Origin of the sequence: Bradyrhizobium sp. I71, assembly GCF_022354745.1 — a bacterium.
Lineage (GTDB): Bacteria > Pseudomonadota > Alphaproteobacteria > Rhizobiales > Xanthobacteraceae > Bradyrhizobium > Bradyrhizobium liaoningense.
In genome coordinates this window covers 4246127-4269683 of sequence record NZ_CP059398.1, presented here as the reverse complement: position 1 = coordinate 4269683, position 23557 = coordinate 4246127, and the positions used below count along the sequence as shown (strand labels likewise).

Annotated in this window: 20 protein-coding genes; 11 read left to right on the top strand and 9 right to left on the bottom strand. The window is 65.2% G+C overall.

Annotated features, from left to right (window positions below; all coding sequences use genetic code 11):
• Positions 1-7: 7 nt before the first annotated feature.
• Positions 8-703, top strand: coding sequence for a molybdate ABC transporter permease subunit (gene modB, locus FJV43_RS20645; RefSeq protein WP_194391140.1), 696 nt, complete (start codon positions 8-10; stop codon positions 701-703).
• A gap of 2 nt (positions 704-705) precedes the next feature.
• On the top strand, positions 706-1368 hold the full coding sequence (modC, locus tag FJV43_RS20640; RefSeq protein WP_239620357.1) for a molybdenum ABC transporter ATP-binding protein: 663 nt from the start codon (positions 706-708) through the stop codon (positions 1366-1368).
• Between the two features lie 59 nt (positions 1369-1427).
• Here the strand turns inward: modC and FJV43_RS20635 are convergent, their stop codons facing one another.
• On the bottom strand, positions 1428-1688 hold the full coding sequence (locus tag FJV43_RS20635) for a PepSY domain-containing protein (protein ID WP_239620355.1): 261 nt from the start codon (positions 1686-1688) through the stop codon (positions 1428-1430).
• A 173-nt stretch (positions 1689-1861) separates the two neighbouring features.
• Entirely contained in the window at positions 1862-3655 is a 1794-nt protein-coding gene (locus FJV43_RS20630; RefSeq protein WP_239620354.1) for a potassium/proton antiporter, read from the bottom strand.
• Positions 3656-3862: 207 nt separating this feature from the next.
• Here FJV43_RS20630 and FJV43_RS20625 point away from each other — a divergent pair, with 207 nt between their 5' ends.
• From FJV43_RS20625 to radC, 4 genes are all read left to right on the top strand, one after another.
• A complete protein-coding gene (locus FJV43_RS20625; RefSeq protein ID WP_239620352.1) occupies positions 3863-5179 on the top strand; it encodes a mechanosensitive ion channel domain-containing protein in 1317 nt (438 codons plus the stop codon).
• 183 nt (positions 5180-5362) lie between these two features.
• A complete protein-coding gene (map, locus tag FJV43_RS20620; protein ID WP_028179759.1) occupies positions 5363-6181 on the top strand; it encodes a type I methionyl aminopeptidase in 819 nt (272 codons plus the stop codon).
• Between the two features lie 108 nt (positions 6182-6289).
• Entirely contained in the window at positions 6290-7945 is a 1656-nt protein-coding gene (locus tag FJV43_RS20615) for an ATP-binding protein (protein WP_239620350.1), read from the top strand.
• 137 nt (positions 7946-8082) lie between these two features.
• On the top strand, positions 8083-8796 hold the full coding sequence (gene radC, locus FJV43_RS20610) for a DNA repair protein RadC (protein ID WP_239620348.1): 714 nt from the start codon (positions 8083-8085) through the stop codon (positions 8794-8796).
• 135 nt (positions 8797-8931) lie between these two features.
• Here radC and FJV43_RS20605 read toward each other — a convergent pair whose 3' ends face one another.
• Positions 8932-9648: a tetratricopeptide repeat protein gene (locus FJV43_RS20605; RefSeq protein WP_239620346.1), complete on the bottom strand. Its 717-nt coding sequence runs from the start codon at positions 9646-9648 to the stop codon at positions 8932-8934.
• A 398-nt stretch (positions 9649-10046) separates the two neighbouring features.
• Here FJV43_RS20605 and FJV43_RS20600 point away from each other — a divergent pair, with 398 nt between their 5' ends.
• Complete coding sequence (locus FJV43_RS20600; protein WP_239620344.1) at positions 10047-11438, top strand: peptidoglycan-binding protein; 1392 nt, start codon at positions 10047-10049, stop codon at positions 11436-11438.
• Between the two features lie 168 nt (positions 11439-11606).
• On the opposite strand, the gene FJV43_RS20595 is transcribed toward FJV43_RS20600, so the two are convergent.
• The 5 genes from FJV43_RS20595 to FJV43_RS20575 form a co-directional block, all read right to left on the bottom strand.
• Complete coding sequence (locus FJV43_RS20595) at positions 11607-12299, bottom strand: AprI/Inh family metalloprotease inhibitor (protein ID WP_239620342.1); 693 nt, start codon at positions 12297-12299, stop codon at positions 11607-11609.
• Positions 12299-13288: a 2-hydroxyacid dehydrogenase gene (locus FJV43_RS20590; RefSeq protein ID WP_028181650.1), complete on the bottom strand. Its 990-nt coding sequence runs from the start codon at positions 13286-13288 to the stop codon at positions 12299-12301. The genes FJV43_RS20595 and FJV43_RS20590 overlap by 1 nt, the downstream gene beginning before the upstream one ends.
• The gene (locus FJV43_RS20585) at positions 13288-14106 is read right to left on the bottom strand and encodes an ABC transporter permease (RefSeq protein WP_239620340.1); all 819 of its coding nucleotides are present in this window, start codon (positions 14104-14106) and stop codon (positions 13288-13290) included. Before FJV43_RS20585 ends, FJV43_RS20590 begins: the two co-directional genes overlap by 1 nt.
• The gene (locus FJV43_RS20580; protein ID WP_239620339.1) at positions 14103-14933 is read right to left on the bottom strand and encodes an ABC transporter ATP-binding protein; all 831 of its coding nucleotides are present in this window, start codon (positions 14931-14933) and stop codon (positions 14103-14105) included. The genes FJV43_RS20585 and FJV43_RS20580 overlap by 4 nt, the downstream gene beginning before the upstream one ends.
• A 251-nt stretch (positions 14934-15184) precedes the next feature.
• Entirely contained in the window at positions 15185-16207 is a 1023-nt protein-coding gene (locus FJV43_RS20575; protein WP_239620337.1) for an ABC transporter substrate-binding protein, read from the bottom strand.
• 150 nt (positions 16208-16357) lie between these two features.
• On the opposite strand from FJV43_RS20575, the gene FJV43_RS20570 reads away from it, so the two are divergent.
• From FJV43_RS20570 to FJV43_RS20560, 3 genes are all read left to right on the top strand, one after another.
• Complete coding sequence (locus FJV43_RS20570; RefSeq protein ID WP_239620336.1) at positions 16358-17167, top strand: creatininase family protein; 810 nt, start codon at positions 16358-16360, stop codon at positions 17165-17167.
• A gap of 138 nt (positions 17168-17305) precedes the next feature.
• A complete protein-coding gene (locus FJV43_RS20565; protein WP_239620334.1) occupies positions 17306-17569 on the top strand; it encodes a hypothetical protein in 264 nt (87 codons plus the stop codon).
• 367 nt (positions 17570-17936) lie between these two features.
• Positions 17937-19901, top strand: coding sequence for a carbohydrate porin (locus tag FJV43_RS20560; protein WP_239629527.1), 1965 nt, complete (start codon positions 17937-17939; stop codon positions 19899-19901).
• Between the two features lie 14 nt (positions 19902-19915).
• Here the strand turns inward: FJV43_RS20560 and FJV43_RS20555 are convergent, their stop codons facing one another.
• Complete coding sequence (locus tag FJV43_RS20555) at positions 19916-21991, bottom strand: HAMP domain-containing methyl-accepting chemotaxis protein (RefSeq protein ID WP_239620332.1); 2076 nt, start codon at positions 21989-21991, stop codon at positions 19916-19918.
• A gap of 244 nt (positions 21992-22235) precedes the next feature.
• On the opposite strand from FJV43_RS20555, the gene FJV43_RS20550 reads away from it, so the two are divergent.
• Complete coding sequence (locus FJV43_RS20550) at positions 22236-23531, top strand: hemolysin family protein (RefSeq protein WP_239620330.1); 1296 nt, start codon at positions 22236-22238, stop codon at positions 23529-23531.
• Positions 23532-23557: the final 26 nt, after the last annotated feature.

Below are 23557 nucleotides of genomic sequence, written 5' to 3'. Positions count from 1 at the left end.
CGGCTTGATGTCGGACCTCTCTCCCGCCGAATGGACGGCGATCCTGCTCTCGCTCAGGGTCGCCATCATCGCAACGCTGGTGGCGACGCCATTCGGCATCGCGCTGGCGTGGCTGCTCGCGCGGCGTGATTTCTGGGGCAAGTCGCTGCTCGACGCGGTCGTGCATCTGCCTCTGGTGCTGCCGCCTGTCGTCACCGGTTATCTGCTCCTGCTGACGTTCGGCCGCCGCGGCCTCGTCGGCGGCTTCCTCGCCGACTATCTCGGCATCGTCTTTTCATTCCGCTGGACCGGCGCAGCACTGGCCTGCGGCGTGATGGCGTTTCCGCTGCTGGTCCGCCCGATGCGGCTGTCGATCGAGGCGATCGATCGCCGGCTCGAGCAGGCGGCCGAGACGCTCGGCGCCGCGCCGTGGAAAGTGTTCTTCACGGTGACGCTGCCCCTGGCGCTGCCCGGCGTGCTCGCCGGCATGGTGCTCGGCTTCGCCAAGGCGATCGGCGAGTTCGGCGCGACGATCACCTTCGTCTCCAACATTCCCGGCGAGACCCAGACGATATCCTCGGCGATCTATTCGCTGATCCAGACGCCGGACGGCGATGCCGCGGCGGGACGGCTGGTGATCGTCTCGATCGTGCTGGCGCTGGGCGCGTTGATTGCCGCCGAGTGGTTCGCCCGCCGCGCCACCGCGCGGCTGCACGGAAACTGACCATGCTGCGCGTCGACATCGAAAAGCAGCTCGGCGAATTCTCGCTGCATGCATCCTTCGCCAGCGAAGGCCGTGCCATCGGCCTGTTCGGCGCCTCGGGCGCCGGCAAGACGTCACTGGTCAACATGATCGCAGGGCTGTTGCGGCCCGACCGCGGCACCATCGTGATCGACGGCGAAACCGTCGACGACACCGCGGCCGGCATCCATGTCCCGACCTGGCGGCGCCGCATCGGCTATGTGTTCCAGGACGCGCGGCTGTTTCCGCACCTCAACGTCGCGCAGAATCTCGACTATGGACGGCGGATGAACCGCCTGCCGCCCGATCCCTCCCAGCACAAGCGCATCATCGACCTGCTCGACATCGGCGCGCTGCTCGATCGCCGTCCCGGAAAGCTCTCGGGCGGCGAGCGCCAGCGCGTCGCGCTCGGACGCGCGCTGCTCTCGAAGCCGCGGCTGCTGCTGCTCGACGAGCCGCTCGGCGCGCTCGACGAGGGCCGCAAGCTCGAGATCCTGCCTTATCTGGTGAGGCTGCGGGATGAAGCCAACGTGCCGATGGTCTATGTCAGCCACGACGCCGCGGAGCTGCGCCAGCTCGCGACGCAGATCGTTTTGCTGAAGCAGGGCCGCGTGACGTCGGTCGGCGGGGTCAAGGTGCTGGCGTGAGGCGGCGGTAGCCCGGATTTCGCCGCTGCGCTCCACCCGGGCCACAGTGTTCCTTTCGGCTACCAGCCGCGGTCGACGTTGCGGACCTCGCCCGTTCGGGCATCGACGTCCACCTCCATCCAGCGGCCGGCGCGGTCGCGACCCTCGATCTCCCATTCATCGCCGAGGAAGTTCGTGTGCGAGACCGTCACGACGCCGAGAGCGCTCGCGACATCGAGCGCGACCTGCATCGAGATCTGATCGCCGGTGTCATAGGCCATCGCCGGCGCCGCCGCGCCGAGCGTAAGGGCCATCGCGATCGGAAGGATGAACTTTCGCATTGGCATGCTCCTGTCGGTTCAAGCTGTTTCGCGGCTTAGAACGAGCGGCGCCGCGGAGCGTTCCGGTTTCGCGCTCACGAAACCGCGCAAATCTTCGGCGGTTGCGGCGATTTGGTGGCGGTTCCCTATTCTCGTCATCCCGGGGCGCACGAATGGCGAACCCGGATCATACGCTAAACCCCTGCCACCGAGGTCCACAGGTCCGCGAGCTTCTTCCGAAGCGCCTGCGCGCGCGTCAGCGGCGGGGGCGTCTCGTCTTCTTCCGGCAGACGCAAGCCGACGAGATTGACGCGACCGCCGGAGATCGAGCGCGCGACAAGGACGATCTCGTCCAGGGCGAGCTCGGCGCCCTCCTTCGGCGCGCGGTCGAGATGGACGTCGAAATAGTCCGCCAAGGTCAGCTTGCCTTCGTCTTCACCGACCTTGACGCCGTAGATCTCGGCGAGCTCGGCGAGTGTGTGGTCGCCGGAGACCATGAAGTCGCCGAGCAGATGCGGATCAGGCGCCGTGCTCGGCTGCATGTCGACGAAGAAGCGGTCGAGCGACTCGGCCTTTTCAGGCGGGGCCAGCAGATAGATGTAGTCGCCGGGCGCGATCGGGTCGGCTTCCGCCGGCGTCAGGATGTTCTCGTTGCGGATCACCAGCGTCGGCTTGGACCAGGACGGGATCAGGCCGCGGCGGAAATACAGGCTCTTGGGCCGCACCGGATAGCCGACCAGCTGCTGCTCGAGCTGGCCGGGCAGATCCAGTTCGACGCGCCGCGGGCCGCGCTCGGCGCGCGGCAGCGCCACGTGCAGCTTGCGTGCGGCGGGCGCCAGCGTCCAGCCCTGCAGCAGGAGGGAGATGATGACGACGACGAAGGCGACGTCGAAATAGAGATAGGCCTTGGAGAGCCCGACCAGCATCGGGATCGAGGCCAGGAAGATCGCGACCGCGCCGCGCAGGCCGGTCCAGGCAATGAAGATCTTCTCGCGCCAGTTGAAGCGGAACGGGGCAAGGCACACGAACACCGCGAGCGGCCGCGCCACCAGCATCAGCACGAGCGCGACGGCGACGGCCGGCAATATGCTGGTGCCGAGGCGGCTCGGCGAGACCAAGAGCCCGAGCAGCACGAACATCACGATCTGCGCCAGCCAGGTCGCGGCATCGAGGAACGTCACCACCGAATTATGCGCGCGCGTCGGCCGGTTGCCGATGATGATGCCGGCAAGGTAGACCGCGAGGAAGCCGGAGGCGTGCATGATCTGCGAGCCGCCGAAGATCACGAGTGCAGCTGTGGCCACGAACGGGGCATGCAGGCCCTGCGGCAGCGCCACCTTGTTGAGCGCGATCACGACCAGGCGCCCGCCGATGACACCGACGATGGCACCCAGGACCGCCTCCTGAATGAACTCCATCAGCACATGGCCGGGCGAGCTCGAGCCGATCGAGATGTATTCCACCAGCATGAGCGTGAGGAAGATCGCGAACGGGTCGTTGGTGCCGGATTCCGCCTCCAGCGTCGCGCCGACGCGCGGGCGCAGGCGCAGGCCCTGGGTGTGCACCAGCAGGAACACCGCCGCCGCGTCGGTCGAGGCCACCACGGCGCCGACCAGCAGCGATTCCGACCAGTTGAGATCGAGCGCGTATTTCGCGAACGGCGCCGTGACAATCGCGGTCAGCAGCACGCCGACGGTCGCGAGCATCACGGACGGGGCCAGCACAGTGCGGATGCTGGCAAAGCGCGTCCGCAGGCCGCCGTCGAACAGAATCAGGGCGAGCGCGACGGAGCCGACCAGATAGGTGGTGCGGACGTCGTCGAACTGGACCTGGCCAGGGCCGGAATCGCCGGCGAGCATGCCGATCGCAAGAAAGACGAGCAGCAAGGGTGCGCCGAAGCGCAGCGCGAGCAGGCTCGAGAGGATGCCGGCCATGACGAGGACGGCGCCGAGCAATATGGCGATGCTGACGGAGTCGAGGGAAGCCATCCACCTTCCGGGTAAAAATCGCTGGGATTGCATCCTTATCGTCGGCGGACTCGCGCGCCAACCCATTTCCCATGGTTCGCGGCAATCTGCCCGCATTTTGCGGCCTTAACGCGCTTCACTTGACGGTGTATCGATGGTCCGGCCGCGCCCCTTGTGGGATTCTGCGGCTCCCTCGAATCAATTCCTCCCCGCTTGCCGACGAGACCGATGGACATGGACCTCAAAGACTTCATGGAGTTCGTGCAGACGACCGCACGCAGCGTCGGGGCGGAAATCTCCTCACCCTGGTTCTACCTGCAATTCGGTCTCATCCTGGCGGCGGCCGGCATCGCCTATGCCGCGGAGACCGCGATTCGCAGCCGCGTCGACATGACCTCGCTGGCGATGCGCTTGCCGCTGCCGCTCCGGCATTTCGTCCGGGTGATGGTCTCCAGCGCCTCCACGGCGGTGTTCACGCTGCTCGTGATCATCTCGCGCGTGGTGATGTACCACGCGACCTGGCCGAGCCGCAGCTATCTCCTGATGGTCGCAGCCAAGCTGGGCTTCGCCTGGCTCGTGATCCGGCTCGTGACCTCGGTGCTGCGCAACGCCTTCATCGTCAAGCTGGTGTCGATCACGGCGTGGTTCGTCGCCGCGCTCTCCATCCTCGGCCAGCTCGACGCCACGGTGGACGCGCTCGATTCCTTTGCGATCGTGCTCGGCGGCCTCAGGCTGACCCCGCTGCTGGCACTCAAGGCCGGTGCGCTCCTCCTCATCGCACTCTGGGCCACCAACATCGCGAGCAATTTTGCCGAGAGCCGGATCAACGCGACCACCGATCTGACGCCGTCGGTGCAGGTGCTGCTGGTCAAGATCATCCGTATCGGGCTACTCACCGTCGCGATCGTGATCGCGCTTGGCGCCGTCGGGATCGACCTGTCGGCGCTCGCGGTGTTCTCCGGCGCGGTCGGCGTCGGCATCGGTATCGGCCTGCAGAAGATCGTGGCCAATTTCATCTCGGGCATCATCCTGCTCGCCGACAAGTCGGTGAAGCCCGGCGATCTCGTCACCATCGGCGACAATACCGGTCGCATCAGCGCGATGAAGACGCGCTATATTTCCGTCGCCGCCGGCGACGGCCGCGAATTCCTGGTGCCGAACGAGGATCTGGTGACGCAGAAGGTCGTCAACTGGACCTATACCGACAAGAACACGCTGGTGAAGATCGCCTTCGGCACCAATTACGATGCCGACCCGCGCCTTGTCTGCACGCTCGCCGCCGAGACCGCCGCCGCCCATCCGCGCGCGCAGAAGGGCAAGCCGCCGACCTGCATCCTGACCGAGTTCGCGGAAGCCGGCATGAAGTTCTCGCTGACCTTCTGGATCGCCGATCCCGACGGCATGGACAAGGTCAGGAGCGACGTGATGCTGGAGCTGTGGGACGCGTTCAAGCGCGAGGGCATCCGGGTTCCCTATCCGGTCCGCGAAATCCGCATCCGCGGCGGCGCCCTCCCCGTGGAAACCACCGTAGAAGTCCCGAATTAGGCCGCTTTCGCCGCCCGGCCGGCAAGCTCTTGTTTTGACGCGTTTTCTTCACGCGAACCGGTAGCCACTTCGCTCGAAAACGCTCTGCCTCGGCTTGCATGAAGGCCCGCAATCATTAAATTGGGGCCCGAAATCAATCCTTTCCGCCGATATCGAGACCAGCCCCGAGAAGACCTGACACGCATGAGCTACGTCGAAGCCACCGATACCTCCCTGCGCAAGACCGGACAGATCAAGCTGCATGGGCCGAGCGCCTTTGCCGGCATGCGCAAGGCGGGCGCGCTGGTGGCAAAATGCCTCGACGAGCTCACTGACATCGTCGGGCCGGGCGTGCCGACCTCCAGAATCGACGAATTCGTCCGCGACTTCGCCTTCAGCCATGGCGCCTATCCGGCGACGCTGATGTATCGCGGCTACCGCTACTCGACCTGCACCTCGCTCAACCACGTGGTCTGCCACGGCATGCCGGGCGACCGTCCGCTGAAGGAAGGCGACATCGTCAACATCGACGTCACCTTCATCGTCGACGGCTGGTATGGCGATTCCAGCCGGATGTATGCGATCGGCCCGATCGCGCGCAAGGCCGAGCGGCTGATCGAGGTCACCTATGAAGCGATGATGCGCGGCATCGCCGCCGTGAAGCCTGGTGCAACCACCGGCGACATCGGCCACGCCATCCAGAGCTTCGTCGAGCCGCAGGGCATGAGCGTGGTGCGCGATTTCTGCGGCCATGGGCTCGGGCGCATGTTCCACGACGAGCCGAACATCATCCATGTCGGCCGTCCCGGCGAGGGCGTGCAGCTCAAGCCCGGCATGTTCTTCACCATCGAGCCGATGATCAATCTCGGCAAGCCGCACGTCAAGATTCTCTCCGACGGCTGGACCGCGGTCACCCGCGACCGCTCGCTGTCGGCGCAGTTCGAGCACTCCGTCGGCGTCACCGCGACGGGCGTCGAGATCTTCACGCTGTCGGAGCGGCACGGCGAGAAGCAGATCGGGTGATTGCCCGGCGGATCCGGCCTCGCACTCTGGAACACGCAAAAGTTGTCTGATAGGACATCGCCGGGTATCGGCGCCGGGAGCAACCGGCGCGCCGGGGGTTCTTCGAACATGTGGTTCAAGGTTGAGCAGGAGCGCTCGTCGACAGGCCAGAAGTATGTAGTGCGCTGCAACTCCGAGATCGCAGGCAAGCCTGTGGTCGAGGAACGGCTGGTCAAGGGGGTGACGGAGGCCCGCAAGACCGCCGAAATCCTGGCCTCGTCGCTCAACGTGACCGCGACCGTCTATGGCACCGACACGGACGGCGAATTCGTCTACGGCGTCTACGAGGTCAGCGAAGGGGCCGCCGTCGCCACCGACCCGCTGATCAAGAAGCTCTATGCCGAGTCCGCCGCGGCATCACTGACGCTTCGCGACCAGTTGCTCGCCGAGATACCCGAAGACACCATCAAGGGCTTTGCGACGATGTCGGCCGCCCTTGGCTACATCGTGGCCCAGCACAAGCAGATCAAGCGTTCGGCGACGCCGCAGATCGGCTATTCGACTTTGTTCCGCATCTTCTGCGGCGGCAAGGACCCGAGCACGCTCTCCCTTCCCACCGACGACGCCACGGTCGCGATCCTGACCCGGAAGCTGGCCGATGTTCCCGGCTGGATGTGGCTGAGCGAGCTTCCGGGCTTGGGCTCGGCCGAGCGCAGCGCCGTCATTCCAGCCTGGCGTCCCAACAAGGTCACGCTCACCATCGACGGCGAATTGCAGGTGATCCGTCCCCGCAGCGTCTTCCGCGGCACGGTCCCGGAGACCGGCGCGCAGTTCATGCTCGTCGTGCAAATGGCCGAGCGCCGGTCATACGGCCAGAGCCCGCTCGACAGCATCGGATTGATCTATCGCGAGCAGGACGAGACCGCAGTCGTCTCGCTGGTCCGCCAATTGCTGCGCGAATCGACCCCGTTCAAAGGCAGGGTGGTGCTGATCAACCGCGACCTGCGCACCGTCCGTTCGCGCATGTCGGATCGCTCCTGGGCCGATATCATTCCTCACGAACACGCCCGTCGCGAGCTCGATTTCATTGCCGCATCGATCCGCAACCGCGACATGTTGAAGGCTGAAGGCCTCAGCATCCGGCGCGGACTGCTGCTGTCGGGCCCGCCCGGCGACGGCAAGTCGACGGCGATCGAGTGTTTCGTCAACGACATCGCCAGTGAGGCCACGATTTTGATCGTCGAGGCGGTCGAACACATCCGCGCGGTCTATCATCTGGCACAGACGCTGGCCCCGACCGTCGTCATCCTCGAAGACCTCGATCTCATGACCAAGAACCGGCAGAATCTCTATGCGGGCGCGAACAAGGACGACGTCACGGGCGAGTTGCTCCAGGTCCTGTCCGGCGGCTCCGCCTATGACGACATCATCACGATCGCGACGACGAACCATCCCGAGGCGATCGACGAAGCGCTGGCAAAGCGGGCCGGGCGTTTCGATGCACATATCCGGATGGGCTATCCGAGCGACGATGACAAACTGCGTATTCTCGAACTCTATCTCGACCGGTTCGGCGTCAACGACGAATTGACGCGGCGCCGGCTGCAACAGACATTGACCCGCGATTTCGGCCGTCTGCACCTCGTTCCCGCGCATATCGAGGAGTTCGTGAAGGCCGGTATCAAGCGGGCTCGCCTGGCCCGCCGGCCGCCCGAATATCTGGATTTCGAGCCGGGCATCGAAGCCACCAAGTCAATCGCCGCGCAGAAGCCGGCAACCGCCTGAACGAGATCTGCACACCGGCCGGGCATGCTGTCGCTGCGGGCGGATGACGGGGCCCGGGCGACGTGTCAATGAGCGAGCCGCCGGGGGCGGACTCTTCTTGGTTGCAAAATGCGCCGGGTGCGGCATGGTTGTGCGCGATGCCCGCCAAGTCCGACCACGACAAGAGCAAGCCTGAGGACGCGCCGCACTATCACGGCCATCGCGAGCGGCTGCGCGAACGCTTCTACAGCGCGGGCGCCGATGCGCTCAGCGACTACGAGCTGCTGGAGATGGCGCTGTTTCCGGCGCTGCCGCGGCGGGACACCAAGCCGCTGGCGAAAATCCTGATCAAGACGTTCGGCTCCTTCGCCGAGGTCGTGCATGCTCCGGTGGCGCGTCTGCGCGAGGTCGAGGGAATCGGCGAATCCGCGATCAACCAGCTCAAGCTGATCGCCGCGGCGGCGCATCGCGTCGCCAAGGGCGGGGTCAACAGCCGCAACGCGTTGTCGTCCTGGAACGAGGTGATCGACTATTGCCGCACCAGCATGGCGTTCGCCGACAAGGAGCAATTCCGCCTGCTCTTCCTCGACAAGCGCAACCAGCTGATCGCCGACGAGGTGCAGCAGACCGGGACCGTCGACCACACCCCGGTCTACCCGCGCGAGGTGATCAAGCGCGCGCTCGAACTCTCCGCCACCGCCGTCATCCTGGTGCACAACCATCCCTCGGGCGATCCCTCGCCCTCGCAGGCCGACATCCAGATGACGAAGGCGATCATCGACATCGCCAAGCCGCTCGGCATCGCCGTGCACGACCACATCATCGTCGGCAGGAACGGCCACGCCAGCCTGCGCGGGATGCGGCTGATCTAAGGCGCGATGCGACTGGCCTGAATCGTCATCGCGCTTCAGCTTGTTGTTCAAGCATGATCTCCGCGCAAACGCGTTCCGCGTTTGTCGCGAGGGAAAACCACTGCACACTTTTCCGGATCATGCTTCCGGGCAAGATCAGAACACCTTGTTCCTGGCAACCTTCAAGTGCTCTTCTGCGGCCCTGATGCCGCTCAATGCCTTGAGCGTCAAAGCAGTCGGTTGCGGCTTCCATTCGGAAACCAATCTTTCGGCCTTCTCGAGCTCCGGCTTGGACAACATGGAAGCCATCTCGTTCACGTTCTTGGCCGGCGCCAGTTGCGAGAGCTTGAAGTACGCATACGACAGAGACAGGTCTCTCGGCGTTCCCTTTCCGGCGGAGTACGCGCGGGACAGGCCGAACAGGGCGCCAGGAAGTCCCTGATCGCCGGCCATCTTCCACCATTTCAGCGCTTCTTCCGAATCTCCTCGTCTGTCGTACAGAAGAGCGACATCGTGCTGGGCACGCGCATAACCGGCTTTGGCGGAAACAAGCTTGTATTTCAACGCCTGATCCTGGTCGGTTGCGACGATGCCCACGCCTTGGCCGTCGTAGTAGCAGCCGAGCTTGTAGGCTCCCAGCGGATCGTTGGCCGCAGCCGCTTTCTGAAACCACTCGAACGCCCGGCTGCGATCCTGTTGGGTGCCGATGCCATTATTGTACATCATGCCGACATGGTATTGCGCCTCGGCATCTCCTTGATTGGCCAGGACCATCATCGCATTGAAGGTGCCCGCGTCACTTGCATTGGCGGGCATCGAGAACGCTAGAAGGCACGAAAAGAGGCACGAAAAAGCCAAAGCAGCAAATTTCATGTCAGATCCCGATCCGCTTCGAAACCAATATGCCTTGGTCGCTCAAGAGGAAGACAAAGTTCGATCCTGGCGGAGATTTCGACAATCGGAAACCGCCATGCCCGCATTGCCGGGTTCGATGCCGATCGCGAGGACCCGCCTGGCCATGCAGGACTCCTTGCCGGACCGTCTCGCCCGCTAGCCGATGGACGGGCGAGCCGGTTCCCAGAACGGTGGTCGCGAGCGCTCCCGGTTCTACCGATGATTTCCCGCCGAAGCTGTAAGCCATTTCACATGCGCCGGGCCGGCAACCTGCCAGATTTCGGAAGATCACGCTGGAGCGACGCGCTGATCACGGCACCTGGTTCACTTTGGCTTGCACGGAGAGTCGATCGTTCAGTCATTTGCGGGAGCGGAAAATGATCTCATTCGAAAGATTGAAAGACGAGTATGAGCGGAATTGGGCCGATCTCGAGATCCGGGCCGGACGCCTGGCCGAGGCGAATGCAGTCGCCCGCAAGGCCCTCAACGGCAAGGCGACGTATCAGCAGATCGAGCGGTTGACGGGGGTCCCCTGGTTCTTCACCGCGCTCTGCCACTACCGCGAGTCCAACTTCGATTTCGACACGTATCTCGGCAACGGCGAGTCGCTTCATCGCGTGACGAAGCTCGTTCCAAAGGGGCGCGGCCCCTTCGCCACGTTCGTGGACGGCGCCGTGGACGCGTTCAGAATCCAGAACTTCATTGGTGCGAACGATTGGAGCATCGCGCGGATGATGTTCCGGCTCGAGGCGTTCAACGGCTTCGGCTATCACTCCAAGGGCGTCAACTCGCCCTATCTCTATGGCGGCTCGACGCTGTACGGCCCGCCGGAGGCAAGGGCGGGAAAATTCGTTCGCGACCATGTGTTCGACTCCAATCACGTCGATTCGCAGCTCGGCACGGCCGTGATCCTGCATGCGATGATATCACTCGACTCCTCGATCACGCTCGACGGCAGCCCGCAATTCGCCGGCCGCAGCGAGCCCGAGGACGACGTCGCCTCGTCGGTCATTCTCATGCAGCAGGCGCTCAACAAGCTCGGCGCCAACCCGCCGCTCGCCGAGGACGGCATCAGCGGACCAAAGACCAGGGCCGCGGTCTCGCAGTTTCAGGAACAGAACGGCCTGAGGGATACCGGGCTTCTCGATGCGGCCACGGTCGCCGCGATCACGCGCGCGACGCAGCCTGGAGGCCCGGTGCAGGCGGTCGACCTGTCGCAGATCCTGAAGCGGCTGGAGGACCTCGCGCAATTGCTGCGACCGTCAGCCGGCGGCGCGACGCTGCCGGCGACCGTGCCGAGCAGGACATTGCCTGCCACGAATGACCCGATCAGCCTGTTCGAGCGGCTTTTCTCGCTCATCAACAGGACGGCGCCCGTGCCGGGACCGGTCGCCCCGGCGAGCCCCGCCCCCGTCGATCAGCTGAAGCAGGTCGTCGACCTGCTCAGCACTCTCCTCAACACGAGCAGAGGCAAGCCCATGCTGGGCCAGGTCAACGGCGCGCTCGGCGAGACCGTCGGCAAGCTGCTTGACGGCAAGAAGACCGCGCTCGGCATCGGCGGCTCGCTGCTCACCGCGCTGCTCTCGTCGGTGACGGCGAGCCCCAACGCCGGCGGCCTTGCCGGATTGCTCGGAACGATCGTGACCGCCGTGCCCGGCATCAGCCAGTTCGCGATGCCGATCTCGCTAGCGCTCGCCGTCTGGGGCGTGCTCGGCAAGATGGAGAAATGGTCGCAAGGCACCGCGCCGCCGCCGAGGGTGACGACGTAACCTGCGGCCATCCTTCGAGACGCCCGCCTCCGGCGGGCCCTCAGGATGAGGTCGCGTTACGCGGCGAGATATCAGACCCTCATGGTGAGGAGCCCGCCAAAGCGGGCGTCTCCGGACGATGCTTCGCATCGCCGGGCGAAACATGCAGGCCGAGTACGGCCGCGTCGCCTATTGACGAAGCATAATCAGGGGATCGGCGGTGTCGGGGACGCGCCGCCACTGCGCGTGGTCGTCGGCCTCGAACTGCCAGGCTTCGCCTGATTTCGACATCAGGATGATCTGGCCGCGCTCGAGGCGCCATTGCGTCGGGTTGAACTGCGCGATCGTCGCGTCGCATTTCGGCTTGAGGAAGACCTGGAAATTGTCCGAGTCCGCCTCGGTGTTGGTCAGCGTCAGCCCGCAGACCGGCTGGCCGTTGCCGCGCACCATCGACCAGTCGCCGATCATCTGGTCCATCGACTTGGCCATCGAACGCGCGGCAGCGAGATCCTGCAGGATGTAGACGCCCTCGCCCTGGCGCAGGCCCTCGAAGATGCCGGCCTCGACCTCGGTGAAGTCGATCACGGCTTCGCCGGTCGCGTCCTGCAAGCGGACGATGTCGAGGCCCCTGACGTTCCAGGCGACGATGTCTTTCGTGAAAGGCAGCGCCGTCTTGCAGGCCGGCTCCAGCTCCAGCTTGAAGCCCTGCGCCGCCGCATCGCTCTTGAGCGTGACGACGCAGGTCTTGCTGCGCTCGGTGGTCGAGAGTTCCCACTGTCCGGGCATCTGCTTCTTCAGGCTCGTCGCATCCTGCGCATGCGCGATGCCGATCGCGGCCAAGGTGGCCGCGACGGCGAATGCAACGACCCGAAGAGCTCTCATCAGCGCCCCTTGACCGGCGTTTCCGCAACCGGCGTCAGCGGCGCCTTGCCGGCAAACCAGGCCTTGAGATTGTCGACCACGAGCTGGTCCATCGCGTTGCGCGTCACCACCGAGGCCGAGCCGATATGCGGCAGCAGCACGACGTTCTGCATGGTCTTGAGCTCGTCCGGCACGTTCGGCTCGGCCGCGAACACGTCGAGGCCGGCGGCGAGGATGGTGCCTGATTTCAGTGCCTGGATCAGCGCCGGCTCGTCCACCACCGAGCCGCGCGCGACGTTGACCAGCACGCCGCGCGGACCGAGGGCCTTGAGCACCTCGGCATTGATCATCTTGTTCGTGGCGGCGCCTCCGGGCACGATCACCATCAGCGTGTCCACCGCCTTCGCCATCTCGAGCAGGTCAGGGTAGTGCTTGTAGGAGACGTCCTTGGACGGATTGCGCGAGTGGTAGACCACCGGCACCAGCGAGGCGTCGAGCCGGCGCGCGATGGCCTGGCCGATCCGGCCCATGCCGACGATGCCGACCTTGCGGTCGCGCAGCGAGCCGACGCTGAGCGGATAGTTCTGCGTCTGCCAGAGGCCGGAGCGGACGTAACGGTCGGCCTTGATGAACTCGCGCAAGGTCGCGATCAGAAGACCCATCGCGACGTCGGCGACCTCCTCGGTCAGCACGTCTGGCGTGTTGGTGACGACGATATTGTTCTCGGCGGCGTATTTGGCGTCGACATGGTCGTAGCCGACGCCGAAGCTCGCCACCATCTCCAGCTTCGGCAGCTGTGACAGCGAATCCCTGTCCGCGCGCACGGTGTGATAGGTCACCGCGACGCCGCGGATCTTGTCGCGGACCGCCGGCGTCAGGCGCTCGAGATCGCCGCGTGTCTCCGCCTTGTGCACGACGAAATGATCGGAAAAGCCGTTCTCGAGAATCGGCCGCACCGGCCCATAGATCAGAAGGTCGATCTTTTCGGACGAAATCGAACCGGCAGCCATCAGTTTTCCTTTCCAAGCGCGCTCTCATGCCAGCGCCGTAAAACGAGGTGGGAAACTAGCGCCAGCACCCCATAGATGACAATCCCGGCCAGCGACAACAGAAGCAGCGCCGCGAACATGCGGGGTATGTTCAAGCGATAGCCGGACTCCGCGATCCTGTAGGCGAGGCCGGAGCCGGCGCCGGCAGTTCCCGCCGCGATCTCGGCCACGACCGCGCCGATCAGCGACAGGCCGCCGGCAATGCGCAGGCCGCCGAGGATGTAAGGCAGCGCCGAAGGCAGCTTGAGAAAGCGCAGCGCTTGCTGTGGCGAGGCACCATAGAGCTGGAACAGGCCGGCGAGATTGCGATCCACCGAATTCAGCCCGAGCGTGGTGTTGGACAGCACCGGAAAGAAGGCGACGATGAAGGCGCAGACCACGACCGCGGTCTGCTGCTCCAGATAGATCAGCAGCAGCGGCGCGATCGCGATGACGGGCGTCACCTGCAGGACCACGGCATAGGGGAACAGCGAATATTCGACCCATTTCGACTGGTTGAACAGCAGCGCCAGCGCGATGCCGCCGATGCTCGCCGCGAGGAACCCCTCGAGCGTGGTCAGCAGCGTGGTGGCGAGCGATTGTGACAGGACCGCCCAGTCCTTGAGCAGCGTCAGGACGATGACGGACGGCGCCGGCAGCACGTAAGGCGGGATCCCTTTGAGGCGGACCACGAGTTCCCAGGCGACGAGGCCGGCCGCGAACACGATGACGGGAAGCACGAAGCGCATCACGCGCTGCGCGCGGGACGATCCCGCGGTGATGGGAGCTTGCGCGCTCATAGCGTCGACTGTCCCGAATACGACGGCGCCAGCGCGGCCGACACTCTTCGGCAGTAATCGGAATAGGCGGCCGAGATCCGAAACTCCTCCCCGCGCGGCTCGACCGTCTCGATGCGGATGTCAGCCTGGATGCGGCCGGGCCGGGCCGTCATCACCACCACGCGCTGCGACAGATAGACGGACTCGAACACCGAATGGGTGACGAAGATGACGGTCTTGCCAAGGCGGCGCCACAGGGCGAGCAGATCGTTGTTGAGGCGGAATCGCGTGATCTCGTCGAGGGCTGCGAACGGCTCGTCCATCAGGAGGATCTCGGGGTCGGTGACGAGCGCGCGCGCCAGCGACGCCCGCATCTTCATGCCGCCGGAGAGCTCGCGCGGATAGGCATCGGCGAAATCGGCGAGCCCGACACTCGCCAGCGCCTCGTCGGCACGCGCGCGCGCGTCTGCCTTCGGCACGCGGGCGAGCCTCAAGGGCAGCCGCACGTTCTCGCGGACGCTGGTCCAGGGCATCAGGGTCGGTTCCTGAAACACGAAGCCGATGCCGTGACCCGGTTGAACATGGCTGGGCTGCACCGAGCCCTCGTGACGCGCCACCCGCACAGTGCCCGAAGACGGCGCACTGAGCCCCGCGATGATGCGCAGCGCCGTCGACTTGCCGCAGCCGGACGGGCCGAGCAGCGAGATGAACTCGCCCTTGCGGACGGCGAGGTCGAACGGGCCGAGTGCCATGACGCCGTTGTCATAGGCCTTCGTCACGCCGCGCAGACTGACGGCAAGAGCCGTCAGGCTGGCCTCGACGCTGGGCGAGGTGTTGCGCTCTACCATTGATCGATGACTGCGGCGTTTCGGGCGCCCTTCACCTCTCCCCAACGGGGAGAGGTCGGCGCGCAGCGCCGGGTGAGGGGGATCAGGGCCCACGAGGGAGCGCAACCCCTCACCCGCATCGCATCTGGCGATGCGACATAGCCGAAGCTTTGCTTCGGCGTTCTTAAGAACGGCCGCCAAAGGCGGCCTATGCCTCTCCCTTCCGGAGAGGTGCAGGACGCCGGACTACCTTCGCCGAATCGCAGCATGCGCTAGGGCTTGTTCGGGCGCAGCTCGATGCCGACGCCCTTGTTGATGAAGCGCAGCGTGTAGGACTTGCGGAAGTCGAGATCCGCCTTCACGACGCCGGCCTTCACCATCTTGTTGAAGAAGGAGGTGTAGCGCTCGTCGCTCATCGCGCCGATGCCGTTCTTCAAGCTGTCGCCGGAATCGACGATGCCGTGTTCCTTCATCTTGGCGACGGAATAGGCAAGCAGATCGTCGGTCATCTCCGGATTGAGCTGCTTGATCAGGGCGTTGCCGGCGGAATTGTCGCGGTAGATGTAATTGTACCAGCCGATCATGGAGGCATCGACGAAGCGCTGGACCAGATCGGGCTTCTTCTCGACGATGTCGCGACGGGTCTCGATCAGGGTCGAATAGGTGTTGAAGCCGTAATCGGCGAGCAGCAGCACGTTGGGCTTGAAGCCGGCGGCCTTCTCCACCGCGAAGGGCTCGGAGGTGACGTAACCCTGCATCGCGCTCTTGGGATTGGCGATGAAGGGCTGCGGATTGAAATTATAGGGACGGACGTTCTTCTCGTTGAAACCGTATTCGGATTTCAGCCATTGGAAGTAGCTGCCCATGCCCTCCTTGGAGACGAACAGCGTCAGCGGCTTGAGATCCTCGATCTTGGCGACCTTGGCGTCGGGCTGCGTCAGCATCACCTGCGGATCCTTCTGGAAGATCGCGGCGATGGTCACGACGGGGACGTTGTTGGCGACGGCGTCGAACGACATCAGCGTGTTCGCGGCCATGAAGAAATCGATCTTGCCGGCGATCAGCAGCATGCGGTTGTTCTCGTTGGGACCGCCGGGGACGATGGTGACGTCGAGCCCGTATTTCCTGTAGGTGCCGTCGGCGACCGCCTGGAAGAAGCCGCCATGCTCGGCCTCGGCGACCCAGTTGGTGCCGAAGGTGACCTTGTCGAGCGTTTCGGCGCGCGCCGGCACAAAGGACACGATAGCGGCCAACAAACCCGCAATTAACGCTCGCCGCAGATGAGAGGGGGTCATGATGGCACTCCGTCGATCGTGGCTGGCCCAATCGTGTCTGGCTCAAGTGAAGGCAACGCGATAAAACCGCATGACATCAGGGGACGCGAACCGGCCAGGCCCGCATCCCCTCATACCCCAAATTACGTGACAAATTCGGGCAAAGAAACCTTGAAGACGCCTCCCCGCGACTGGATCGATATCGACTGGGCCGATGCGGGCCCTGCGGAGGCGTCGCGCTGGATCGCGGTGCTGCCGCTGGCGGCGACCGAGCAGCACGGTCCGCATCTGCCGCTCACGACCGACGTGCTGATCGCGGAGGCCTATCTGGCGCGCGTGCGCGAGCTGCTGCCTGAGAGCATTCCCGCCGGATTTCTCCCGGTTGAACCGGTCGGGATTTCCACCGAGCATATCGACTATCCGGGCACGCAGACGCTGCCGACCGACGTTGCGCTGAAAAGATGGACAGGGATCGGCGAGGACGTTGCACGCCGCGGCGTGAAGAAGCTCGTCATCGTCACCAGCCATGGCGGCAACAGCGCGGCCATGATGCTGGTCGCGCAAGACCTGCGCGCGCACCAAAAACTGTTCGTGGTGACGACGTCATGGTCGCGGCTGTCGGGCGCGGACAGATTGTTCCCGGCCGAGGAAGTGCGCCACGGCATTCACGGCGGCGCGGTCGAGACCTCGATCATGCTGGCGCGCTATCCCGATCAGGTGCGCATGGATGCAATCGCGGATTTCCCTGCGAGCAGCGTCGCGATGGAGCAGCAGTATCGCTGGCTCTCGACGCAGCGCCCCGCGCCGTTCGCCTGGCAGGCGCAGGATCTCAACCCGAGCGGCGCGATCGGCAATGCGACGCTGGCCGTGGCCGAGAAGGGCGAGCGGCTGATCGACCAGGGTGCGCGCGCCTTCTGCGAGCTGCTCAGTGAAGTCGATAACTTCGACGTGAACAGGCTCGCGAAGGGCCCCCTCGGCTAGCCGGCATCCTTCTGGATTCACACGGGAAAGGTCGAGTCTTCGCGGCTACATCTGCGGCCTTCGAACCGGACGCGAAGAACCTCCGTCCAACTGGGCACGCGGGCCACAACGGACCGCCTCAACCCGGATGAGTTTCACATGTCGATCAAGACCAAGGTTGCCGCCGCAGCTCTCGCTGCCCTCGCCGTCGCCGGCAGCATGGTGTCCACCACCTCTTCTGCCGAAGCCAAGCAGCCCGGCTGGGTTTGGGGTGTCGGCGCAGGCATCGCCACCGCCGCCGTCGTCGGCTCCGCGATCGCCGCCAGCAACGACCCCTATTATCACGGCTATCACCGCTGCGGCTGGGTCGCCCAGTACAACGCCTTCGGCCAGTACGTCGGCCGCGTTCGTACCTGCTACTGATTTGGGTATCTGAGGCCGATCTCTCCTGGACCCTGCGTCCGACACGGGCGCCTCATCCACCCCGTGTCGTGCCCCCGACCCCGCCCGGCTGTCCCCCCGGGCGGGGTCATCTGTTTGGAGGCGCAGGGCAGTTGTTGCACCCCCGTCACAAGGCGATGCGAAGCATCCACCTGCAACAATCACCTTAGTTGCTATTAAGAATTAATTGCAATAAGGATAGCAACCGCACGGGACTTGGGACTCGATCGCGTGGACGGCCGAGGCCTGATGACAGGGCGCCGCGAATCGGCAGGGATATCGCGCAGGTGGAATACATTCGCGTTTGGGGGCGTGCGTTTTGACGTTGAGAGGTCACCATTACAGGTACTTGCGGACGGCTGCGGCGATCGCCTCGGGCGCACTGGCTTTTCCGGGCACCGGCCACACGGCTGATCTGCCGCTGAAGGCCTCGGCCTTGAAGGCGGTCTATGACTGGACGGGCCTCTATATCGGTGCGCATGTCGGCTTCACCCGCGGCACATCCGCGGCAACGCTGGCCGATCCCACCCTCGCGACCGACGATCACGTGTTCAACGGCATGACCGGAGGCGTCCAGGCCGGCTACAACTGGCGCCTCAACTCAGGTTTCCTGCTCGGCGTCGAAGGCGATATCTCCTTCCCCAACTACCTCCCCTCAAATCACGTCGTGTCATCGGCGGTGACCGCGCTGTCGAGCGCGGAGGAGCGCTGGGATTATGTCGCGAGCCTGCGCGCGCGGCTCGGTTATGCCAGCGGCAACTGGCTGTTTTATGCGACCGGCGGCGCGGCCTTCGCCGGCGAGCGCTTTCTCTCGACGCCGACCGGCGGGAACGAAGAGAAAGTGTTGCACACGCGGTTCGGCTGGACTGCCGGCGGCGGCGCCGAATACGCCTTTGCACCGCACTGGAGCGCTCGGCTCGAATATCTCTACAGCAAGTTCGAGAACGCCAACGTCACCTTCCCCTCGGGCGGGCAATATTCGTCGTCGATGGATTTTCACAGCCTGCGCATCGGCCTCAATCGCAAGATCGACTGGCCGGGCGTGCCGACCTACGACCCGAAATCCGACGTCACCGACACCGAATCCAGCCGCTGGGAGATTCACGGCCAGTCGACCGTGCTCGGGCAGGGCTACCCCGCGTTCCACGCGCCTTATACCGGACCGAACAGCCTGCTCCCGTCGCCGGATTTTCAGCAGACCTGGAGCAATTCGCTCTATCTGAATGCGCGGTTGTGGGACGGCGGCGAGGTCTACTTCAACCCCGAGCTTCTCCAGGGTTTCGGATTCAACAACACGACCGGCGCCGCGGGCTTCCCCAACGGCGAAGCGCAGAAGTCCGGCTTTCCCTATCCACACTTCAACGCCTCGCGATTGTTCGTGCGCCACACCTTCGGCTTCGGCGGCGAGCAAGAGGAGCTGGCCAGCGGCCAGTTTCAGCTTGCCGGCAAGGCCGACGTCTCGCGCCTGACCTTGCAGGTCGGCAAGTTCTCGGTGGTCGACGTGTTCGACGGCAATGCCTACGCGCACGATCCGCGCAAGGATTTCATGAACTGGTCGATCTGGGCCTCCGGCGCCTTCGACTATGCCGCCGACAAGCTCGGCCTCGGCTATGGCGCCACCGCCGAATTGAACCAGAAGCAATGGGCGCTGCGCGGCGGCTACTTCCTGATGGATGCCGTCTCCAACTCCAACAATTTCGACATGAATATCGGCCGTCGCGGCGAGTACGTCGCGGAGCTCGAGTTGCGTTACTCGCTATTCGGCCAGCCCGGCAAGCTGCGCACGCTCGGTTTCGTCAACAGCGCTTTCTCCGGCAGCTATCGCGAGACGCTGGACAATCCCGCGTTCGGCGTGGACATCAGCCAGACCCGCCGTGGCCGCATCAAGTACGGCTACGCGTTCAACCTCGAACAGGCCATCACCGGCGACATCGGCGTGTTCGGCCGCTGGAGCTGGAACGACGGCCGCAACGAGATCATGGCCTTCACCGACATCGATCGCAGCCTGTCCGGTGGCGTCTCGGTCAAAGGCACGACATGGGGCCGGCCCGACGACGTGGTCGCGATCGCCGGCGCCGTCAACGCCCTGTCGCAGGATCACCGCGACTTCATCGCCGCCGGCGGTCTCGGCCCGCTGATCGGCGATGGCCAGCTCAACTACCGCCGCGAACGCGTGCTCGAGACCTACTACGCCTACGCGCTGAACAAGAATCTCACCTTCACCGCCGACTACCAGCTCATCGTCAATCCCGCCTACAACGCAGATCGTGGTCCAGTGTCAGTGTTTTCGGGGCGCGTGCACGGCGAGTTCTGAGCGGGGGCTCGCCTCTACGCGGCCCGGATCGCGTCCAGGAATTTTCCGACCTCGACCTTGAGACGGCTGCTCTCGCCCGACAGCGATCTGGCCGACGCGAGCACATTGGAGGAAGCCGATCCGGTCTGGCTCGCGCCGCGCTGCACGTCGACGATGCTGGCGGAGACCTGCTGGGTGCCGCGCGCGGCCTGCTGCACGTTGCGGGAGATCTCCCGCGTCGCCGCGCCCTGCTCCTCGACCGCCGAGGCGATTGCGGACGCAATCTCGGACATGCGCGTGATGGTGTCGCCGATCGCCTTGATGGCGCCGACCGAATCCTCCGTTGCGCTCTGGATCCCCGCGATCTGCTGACTAATCTCGCCGGTGGCCTTGGCGGTCTGCTCGGCCAGCGCCTTGACCTCGGAGGCGACGACGGCGAAGCCGCGCCCGGCCTCGCCGGCGCGCGCCGCCTCGATGGTGGCGTTGAGGGCGAGAAGATTGGTCTGGCCCGCGATCTGGCTGATGAGCTCGACGACGTCGCCGATCCGGCCCGCGGCCCTGGCGAGCTCGCCGACATGGTCGTTGGTGCGCCCGGCCTGCTGCACCGCCTCGCCGGCGATGCGCGCGGAATCCTGGACCTGACGGCTGATCTCGTCGACCGACGAGGCCATCTCCTCGGCCGCCGCAGCAACGGTCTGCACGTTCGTGGAAGCCTGTTCGGAGGCGGCCGCGACGGTCGCGGTGACATTCTCCGATTGCGCGGCGGTGCTCGTCAGCGTTCCCGCGGACGCTTCCAGCTCCGAGGAGGCCGACGAGACGGTGTTGATGACGTCGCCGATCATGGCTTCGAACTCGCGCGCGATCTGGTCCATGCGCTGGCTGCGCCGCAGCTTCGCCTCGGCCTCGACCGCAGCGGCCTCGTCGGCGGCTTTCTTGGCGAGCAGCGAATCCTTGAAGTGCTGCAGCGAGCCCGCCACCTGTCCGATCTCGTCGTCGCGGCCGGTCGTGGGAATCTCGACCTCGTGCTGTCCGGCGGCGAGCGCGCCGATCACGTCGGCGATCCGGCCGAGCGGCGTCACCACGCGCCTGCGCAGCATCACGGTCACGCCGCCGAGCGTTCCGAGCAGCGCCAGCACGGCGACAGCGGCCAGCGCGAGCATTGCCAGCGCGCCGTCTCGCGCGGCCGAGGCGCGCTCGGCAGCTTCCGCCAGCGCGGCGTCGCGCACGCCGTAGAACATCTGGATGGCCGGCACGATGACCTTCGCCAGCTCGTCGGCGGTGGCGCCGTACTTGCCGTCACTCCGCGCTGCAGGAAGCTCCTTGTCCACGGCAACCGCTGCCTGTCCAAAATAGGATTCCGTTGCCGCCTTCAGCGCGGCGGCGATGCGGGAGGGATTTCCGAGCTGGTCGATCCCGGCCTCGATGCGCTCGCGGTCGGCCTCCACGCGTCCCTGCATGCGGTCCATCAGCGACAGCTCAGCCGCGGTGAGCGGGCGGCGGGCGGAGAGCGCCGGGGACAGCGTGGCCGCGCGGCTGCCGGCCGAAACCCGCAGATCCTGCGCCGTTCGCGCCAGGCTCAAGAGCGCCGCAAGCGAGGAATCGGCATTGATGACCTTCGCTTCGAGCCGGTTCATGACCGGTTCGATGTTGCCGAGGACCTCGGCAACGCCGGGCAGGAAGCCCTTTATCGCGGTGCTGTCACGCGCCGCCAGGGGGACGCTCATCGCGCGATCCGCAGCGGTGGTAATCTCCTTCAGCCGCCGCGCGGCACGGTCGAGATTTTCGGCGATCGCTCCGCCATCGTCCAGCACCATGATGGCGCGCCTTGCAGCGTCGAGGCCCGCCTCGGCCGTTTTCGTAGCCTTCGCGGCAGCTTCGAGCTGCGCCTGCGTCGCAGCGCCTTCCTGGAAGATCGGTCCGATGTAGGGAGCGCGAAGGCTGGCGAGGTGCTGGCTGGCCATCAGGGTCGCACCAAAGGCATCGACGGTCTTGATCGCGTCGGAGCGGTTCGCGAAGATGCGCGTCTGAGGTATCAGCACCTCGGCGCCAAGGATGACCGCAAATACCGTCACCGTCAGCATCGACAGCGCGAAAAGCTTCCCGATCCGCATCCTGATTTCCCCGAATCCATTTCTGCAATGTCGAAAATCTAGTGGGCGGCCACTAAGGGGGCGTTAAGCGACAATCCGTAGTTCCGCGGAGTGTCAGGTCGTCGCGGACGACCCTCGGGAACACCGCCGGACGCCGGTTCCCTTCGAGGCCTGAATGCGCGAATCACCAGCATCTCCTCACCGAATACCTATATCAATGGCCTGCGCCGTCATCCGGCCACACTTGCTTACCTCCGGAAGGTCAATGCTCTCGCTCGAACTCGTCATCGTCGTCGTCCTGATCGTCATCAACGGCCTGCTCTCCATGTCCGAGCTGGCCGTGGTCTCGTCGCGTCCGGCGCGGCTGTCGCTGCTCGCGGCCAAGGGCGTGCGCGGCGCCGAGCGGGCGCTGACGCTGGCCGCCGATCCCGGCAAGTTCCTGTCGACGGTGCAGATCGGCATCACGCTGGTCGGTGTGCTCTCCGGCGCGTTCTCGGGCGCAACGCTCGGGCAGCGGCTGACGCAATGGCTGCTCGAGCTCGGCCTCTCCAAGGGCATTGCCGACATCGTCGGGGTCGGCATCGTGGTCACGCTCATCACCTACGCCACCCTCATCGTCGGCGAGCTGGTGCCGAAACAGGTGGCGCTGCGCGATCCCGAGAGCATCGCAGTCCGCGTCGCGCCCGCGATGCATGTACTGGCGAAGATATCGCTGCCGCTCGTCTTCCTACTCGACGTCTCCGGAAAGCTGATCCTCACCCTGCTCGGCCGCGGCGGCAAGGCCGAGGAGAAGGTGTCGGAGGACGAGATCCATCACCTCGTCAGCGAAGCCGAGAGCGCGGGCGTGCTCGAGCCGGGCGAGAAGGAGATGATCGCGGGCGTGATGCGGCTCGGCGATCGGCCTGTCGGCGCCGTCATGACGCCGCGCACGGAGGTTGACGAGATCGACCTGAATGACGATCCGGCCGCCATCCGGGAGATCATCGCCAGGAGCCCGCATTCGCGCTTTCCCGTCTCCGACGGCGACCGCGACAAGCCGATCGGCGTGCTCCAGGCCAAGGACCTGCTGGTGGCCTATATGAACGAACGCACGCCGGATCTGCGCGCGCTCGTGCGCGAGGCACCCGGCATCCCGGTGTCGGCCGATGCGCGCGACGTGCTGACCATCCTGAAAGCGGCTCCGGTTCACGTCGGTTTCGTCTACGACGAATACGGTGCCTTCGAAGGCGTGGTGACCGCCACCGACATCCTCGAGTCGATCGTCGGCGCCTTTCATTCCGAGGCGGGGCCGCCGGAGCCGGCCTATGTCAGGCGCGCCGACGATTCGCTCCTGATCTCCGGCTGGATGCCGGCCGACGAATTCGGCGAGCTGCTCGGCGTCGAATTGCCGCCGCACCGCTACAACACGGTGGCGGGCCTTGTGCTGCAACAGTTCAACGCGCTCCCCAGTGCCGGCGATGCCTTCGATTTCCGCGGCTGGCACATCGAGGTGGTCGATCTCGACGGACGGAGGATCGACAAGATCCTGGCAACCCGGCGGAGCGAGCAGGCTGCGGCGTGAGCTGAAGTCTCCGCTGTCGTCCCGGA

Bases quoted from the DNA above. Each gene is read 5' to 3' on its own strand.
- modB (WP_194391140.1), top strand. From the start codon at position 8: ATGTCGGACCTCTCTCCCGCCGAATGGACGGCGATCCTGCTCTCGCTC.
- modC (WP_239620357.1), top strand. From the start codon at position 706: ATGCTGCGCGTCGACATCGAAAAGCAGCTCGGCGAATTCTCGCTGCAT.
- FJV43_RS20635 (WP_239620355.1), bottom strand. From the start codon at position 1,688: ATGCGAAAGTTCATCCTTCCGATCGCGATGGCCCTTACGCTCGGCGCG.
- FJV43_RS20630 (WP_239620354.1), bottom strand. From the start codon at position 3,655: ATGGCTTCCCTCGACTCCGTCAGCATCGCCATATTGCTCGGCGCCGTC.
- FJV43_RS20625 (WP_239620352.1), top strand. From the start codon at position 3,863: ATGGACATGGACCTCAAAGACTTCATGGAGTTCGTGCAGACGACCGCA.
- map (WP_028179759.1), top strand. From the start codon at position 5,363: ATGAGCTACGTCGAAGCCACCGATACCTCCCTGCGCAAGACCGGACAG.
- FJV43_RS20615 (WP_239620350.1), top strand. From the start codon at position 6,290: ATGTGGTTCAAGGTTGAGCAGGAGCGCTCGTCGACAGGCCAGAAGTAT.
- radC (WP_239620348.1), top strand. From the start codon at position 8,083: ATGCCCGCCAAGTCCGACCACGACAAGAGCAAGCCTGAGGACGCGCCG.
- FJV43_RS20605 (WP_239620346.1), bottom strand. From the start codon at position 9,648: ATGAAATTTGCTGCTTTGGCTTTTTCGTGCCTCTTTTCGTGCCTTCTA.
- FJV43_RS20600 (WP_239620344.1), top strand. From the start codon at position 10,047: ATGATCTCATTCGAAAGATTGAAAGACGAGTATGAGCGGAATTGGGCC.
- FJV43_RS20595 (WP_239620342.1), bottom strand. From the start codon at position 12,299: ATGAGAGCTCTTCGGGTCGTTGCATTCGCCGTCGCGGCCACCTTGGCC.
- FJV43_RS20590 (WP_028181650.1), bottom strand. From the start codon at position 13,288: ATGGCTGCCGGTTCGATTTCGTCCGAAAAGATCGACCTTCTGATCTAT.
- FJV43_RS20585 (WP_239620340.1), bottom strand. From the start codon at position 14,106: ATGAGCGCGCAAGCTCCCATCACCGCGGGATCGTCCCGCGCGCAGCGC.
- FJV43_RS20580 (WP_239620339.1), bottom strand. From the start codon at position 14,933: ATGGTAGAGCGCAACACCTCGCCCAGCGTCGAGGCCAGCCTGACGGCT.
- FJV43_RS20575 (WP_239620337.1), bottom strand. From the start codon at position 16,207: ATGACCCCCTCTCATCTGCGGCGAGCGTTAATTGCGGGTTTGTTGGCC.
- FJV43_RS20565 (WP_239620334.1), top strand. From the start codon at position 17,306: ATGTCGATCAAGACCAAGGTTGCCGCCGCAGCTCTCGCTGCCCTCGCC.
- FJV43_RS20555 (WP_239620332.1), bottom strand. From the start codon at position 21,991: ATGCGGATCGGGAAGCTTTTCGCGCTGTCGATGCTGACGGTGACGGTA.
- FJV43_RS20550 (WP_239620330.1), top strand. From the start codon at position 22,236: ATGCTCTCGCTCGAACTCGTCATCGTCGTCGTCCTGATCGTCATCAAC.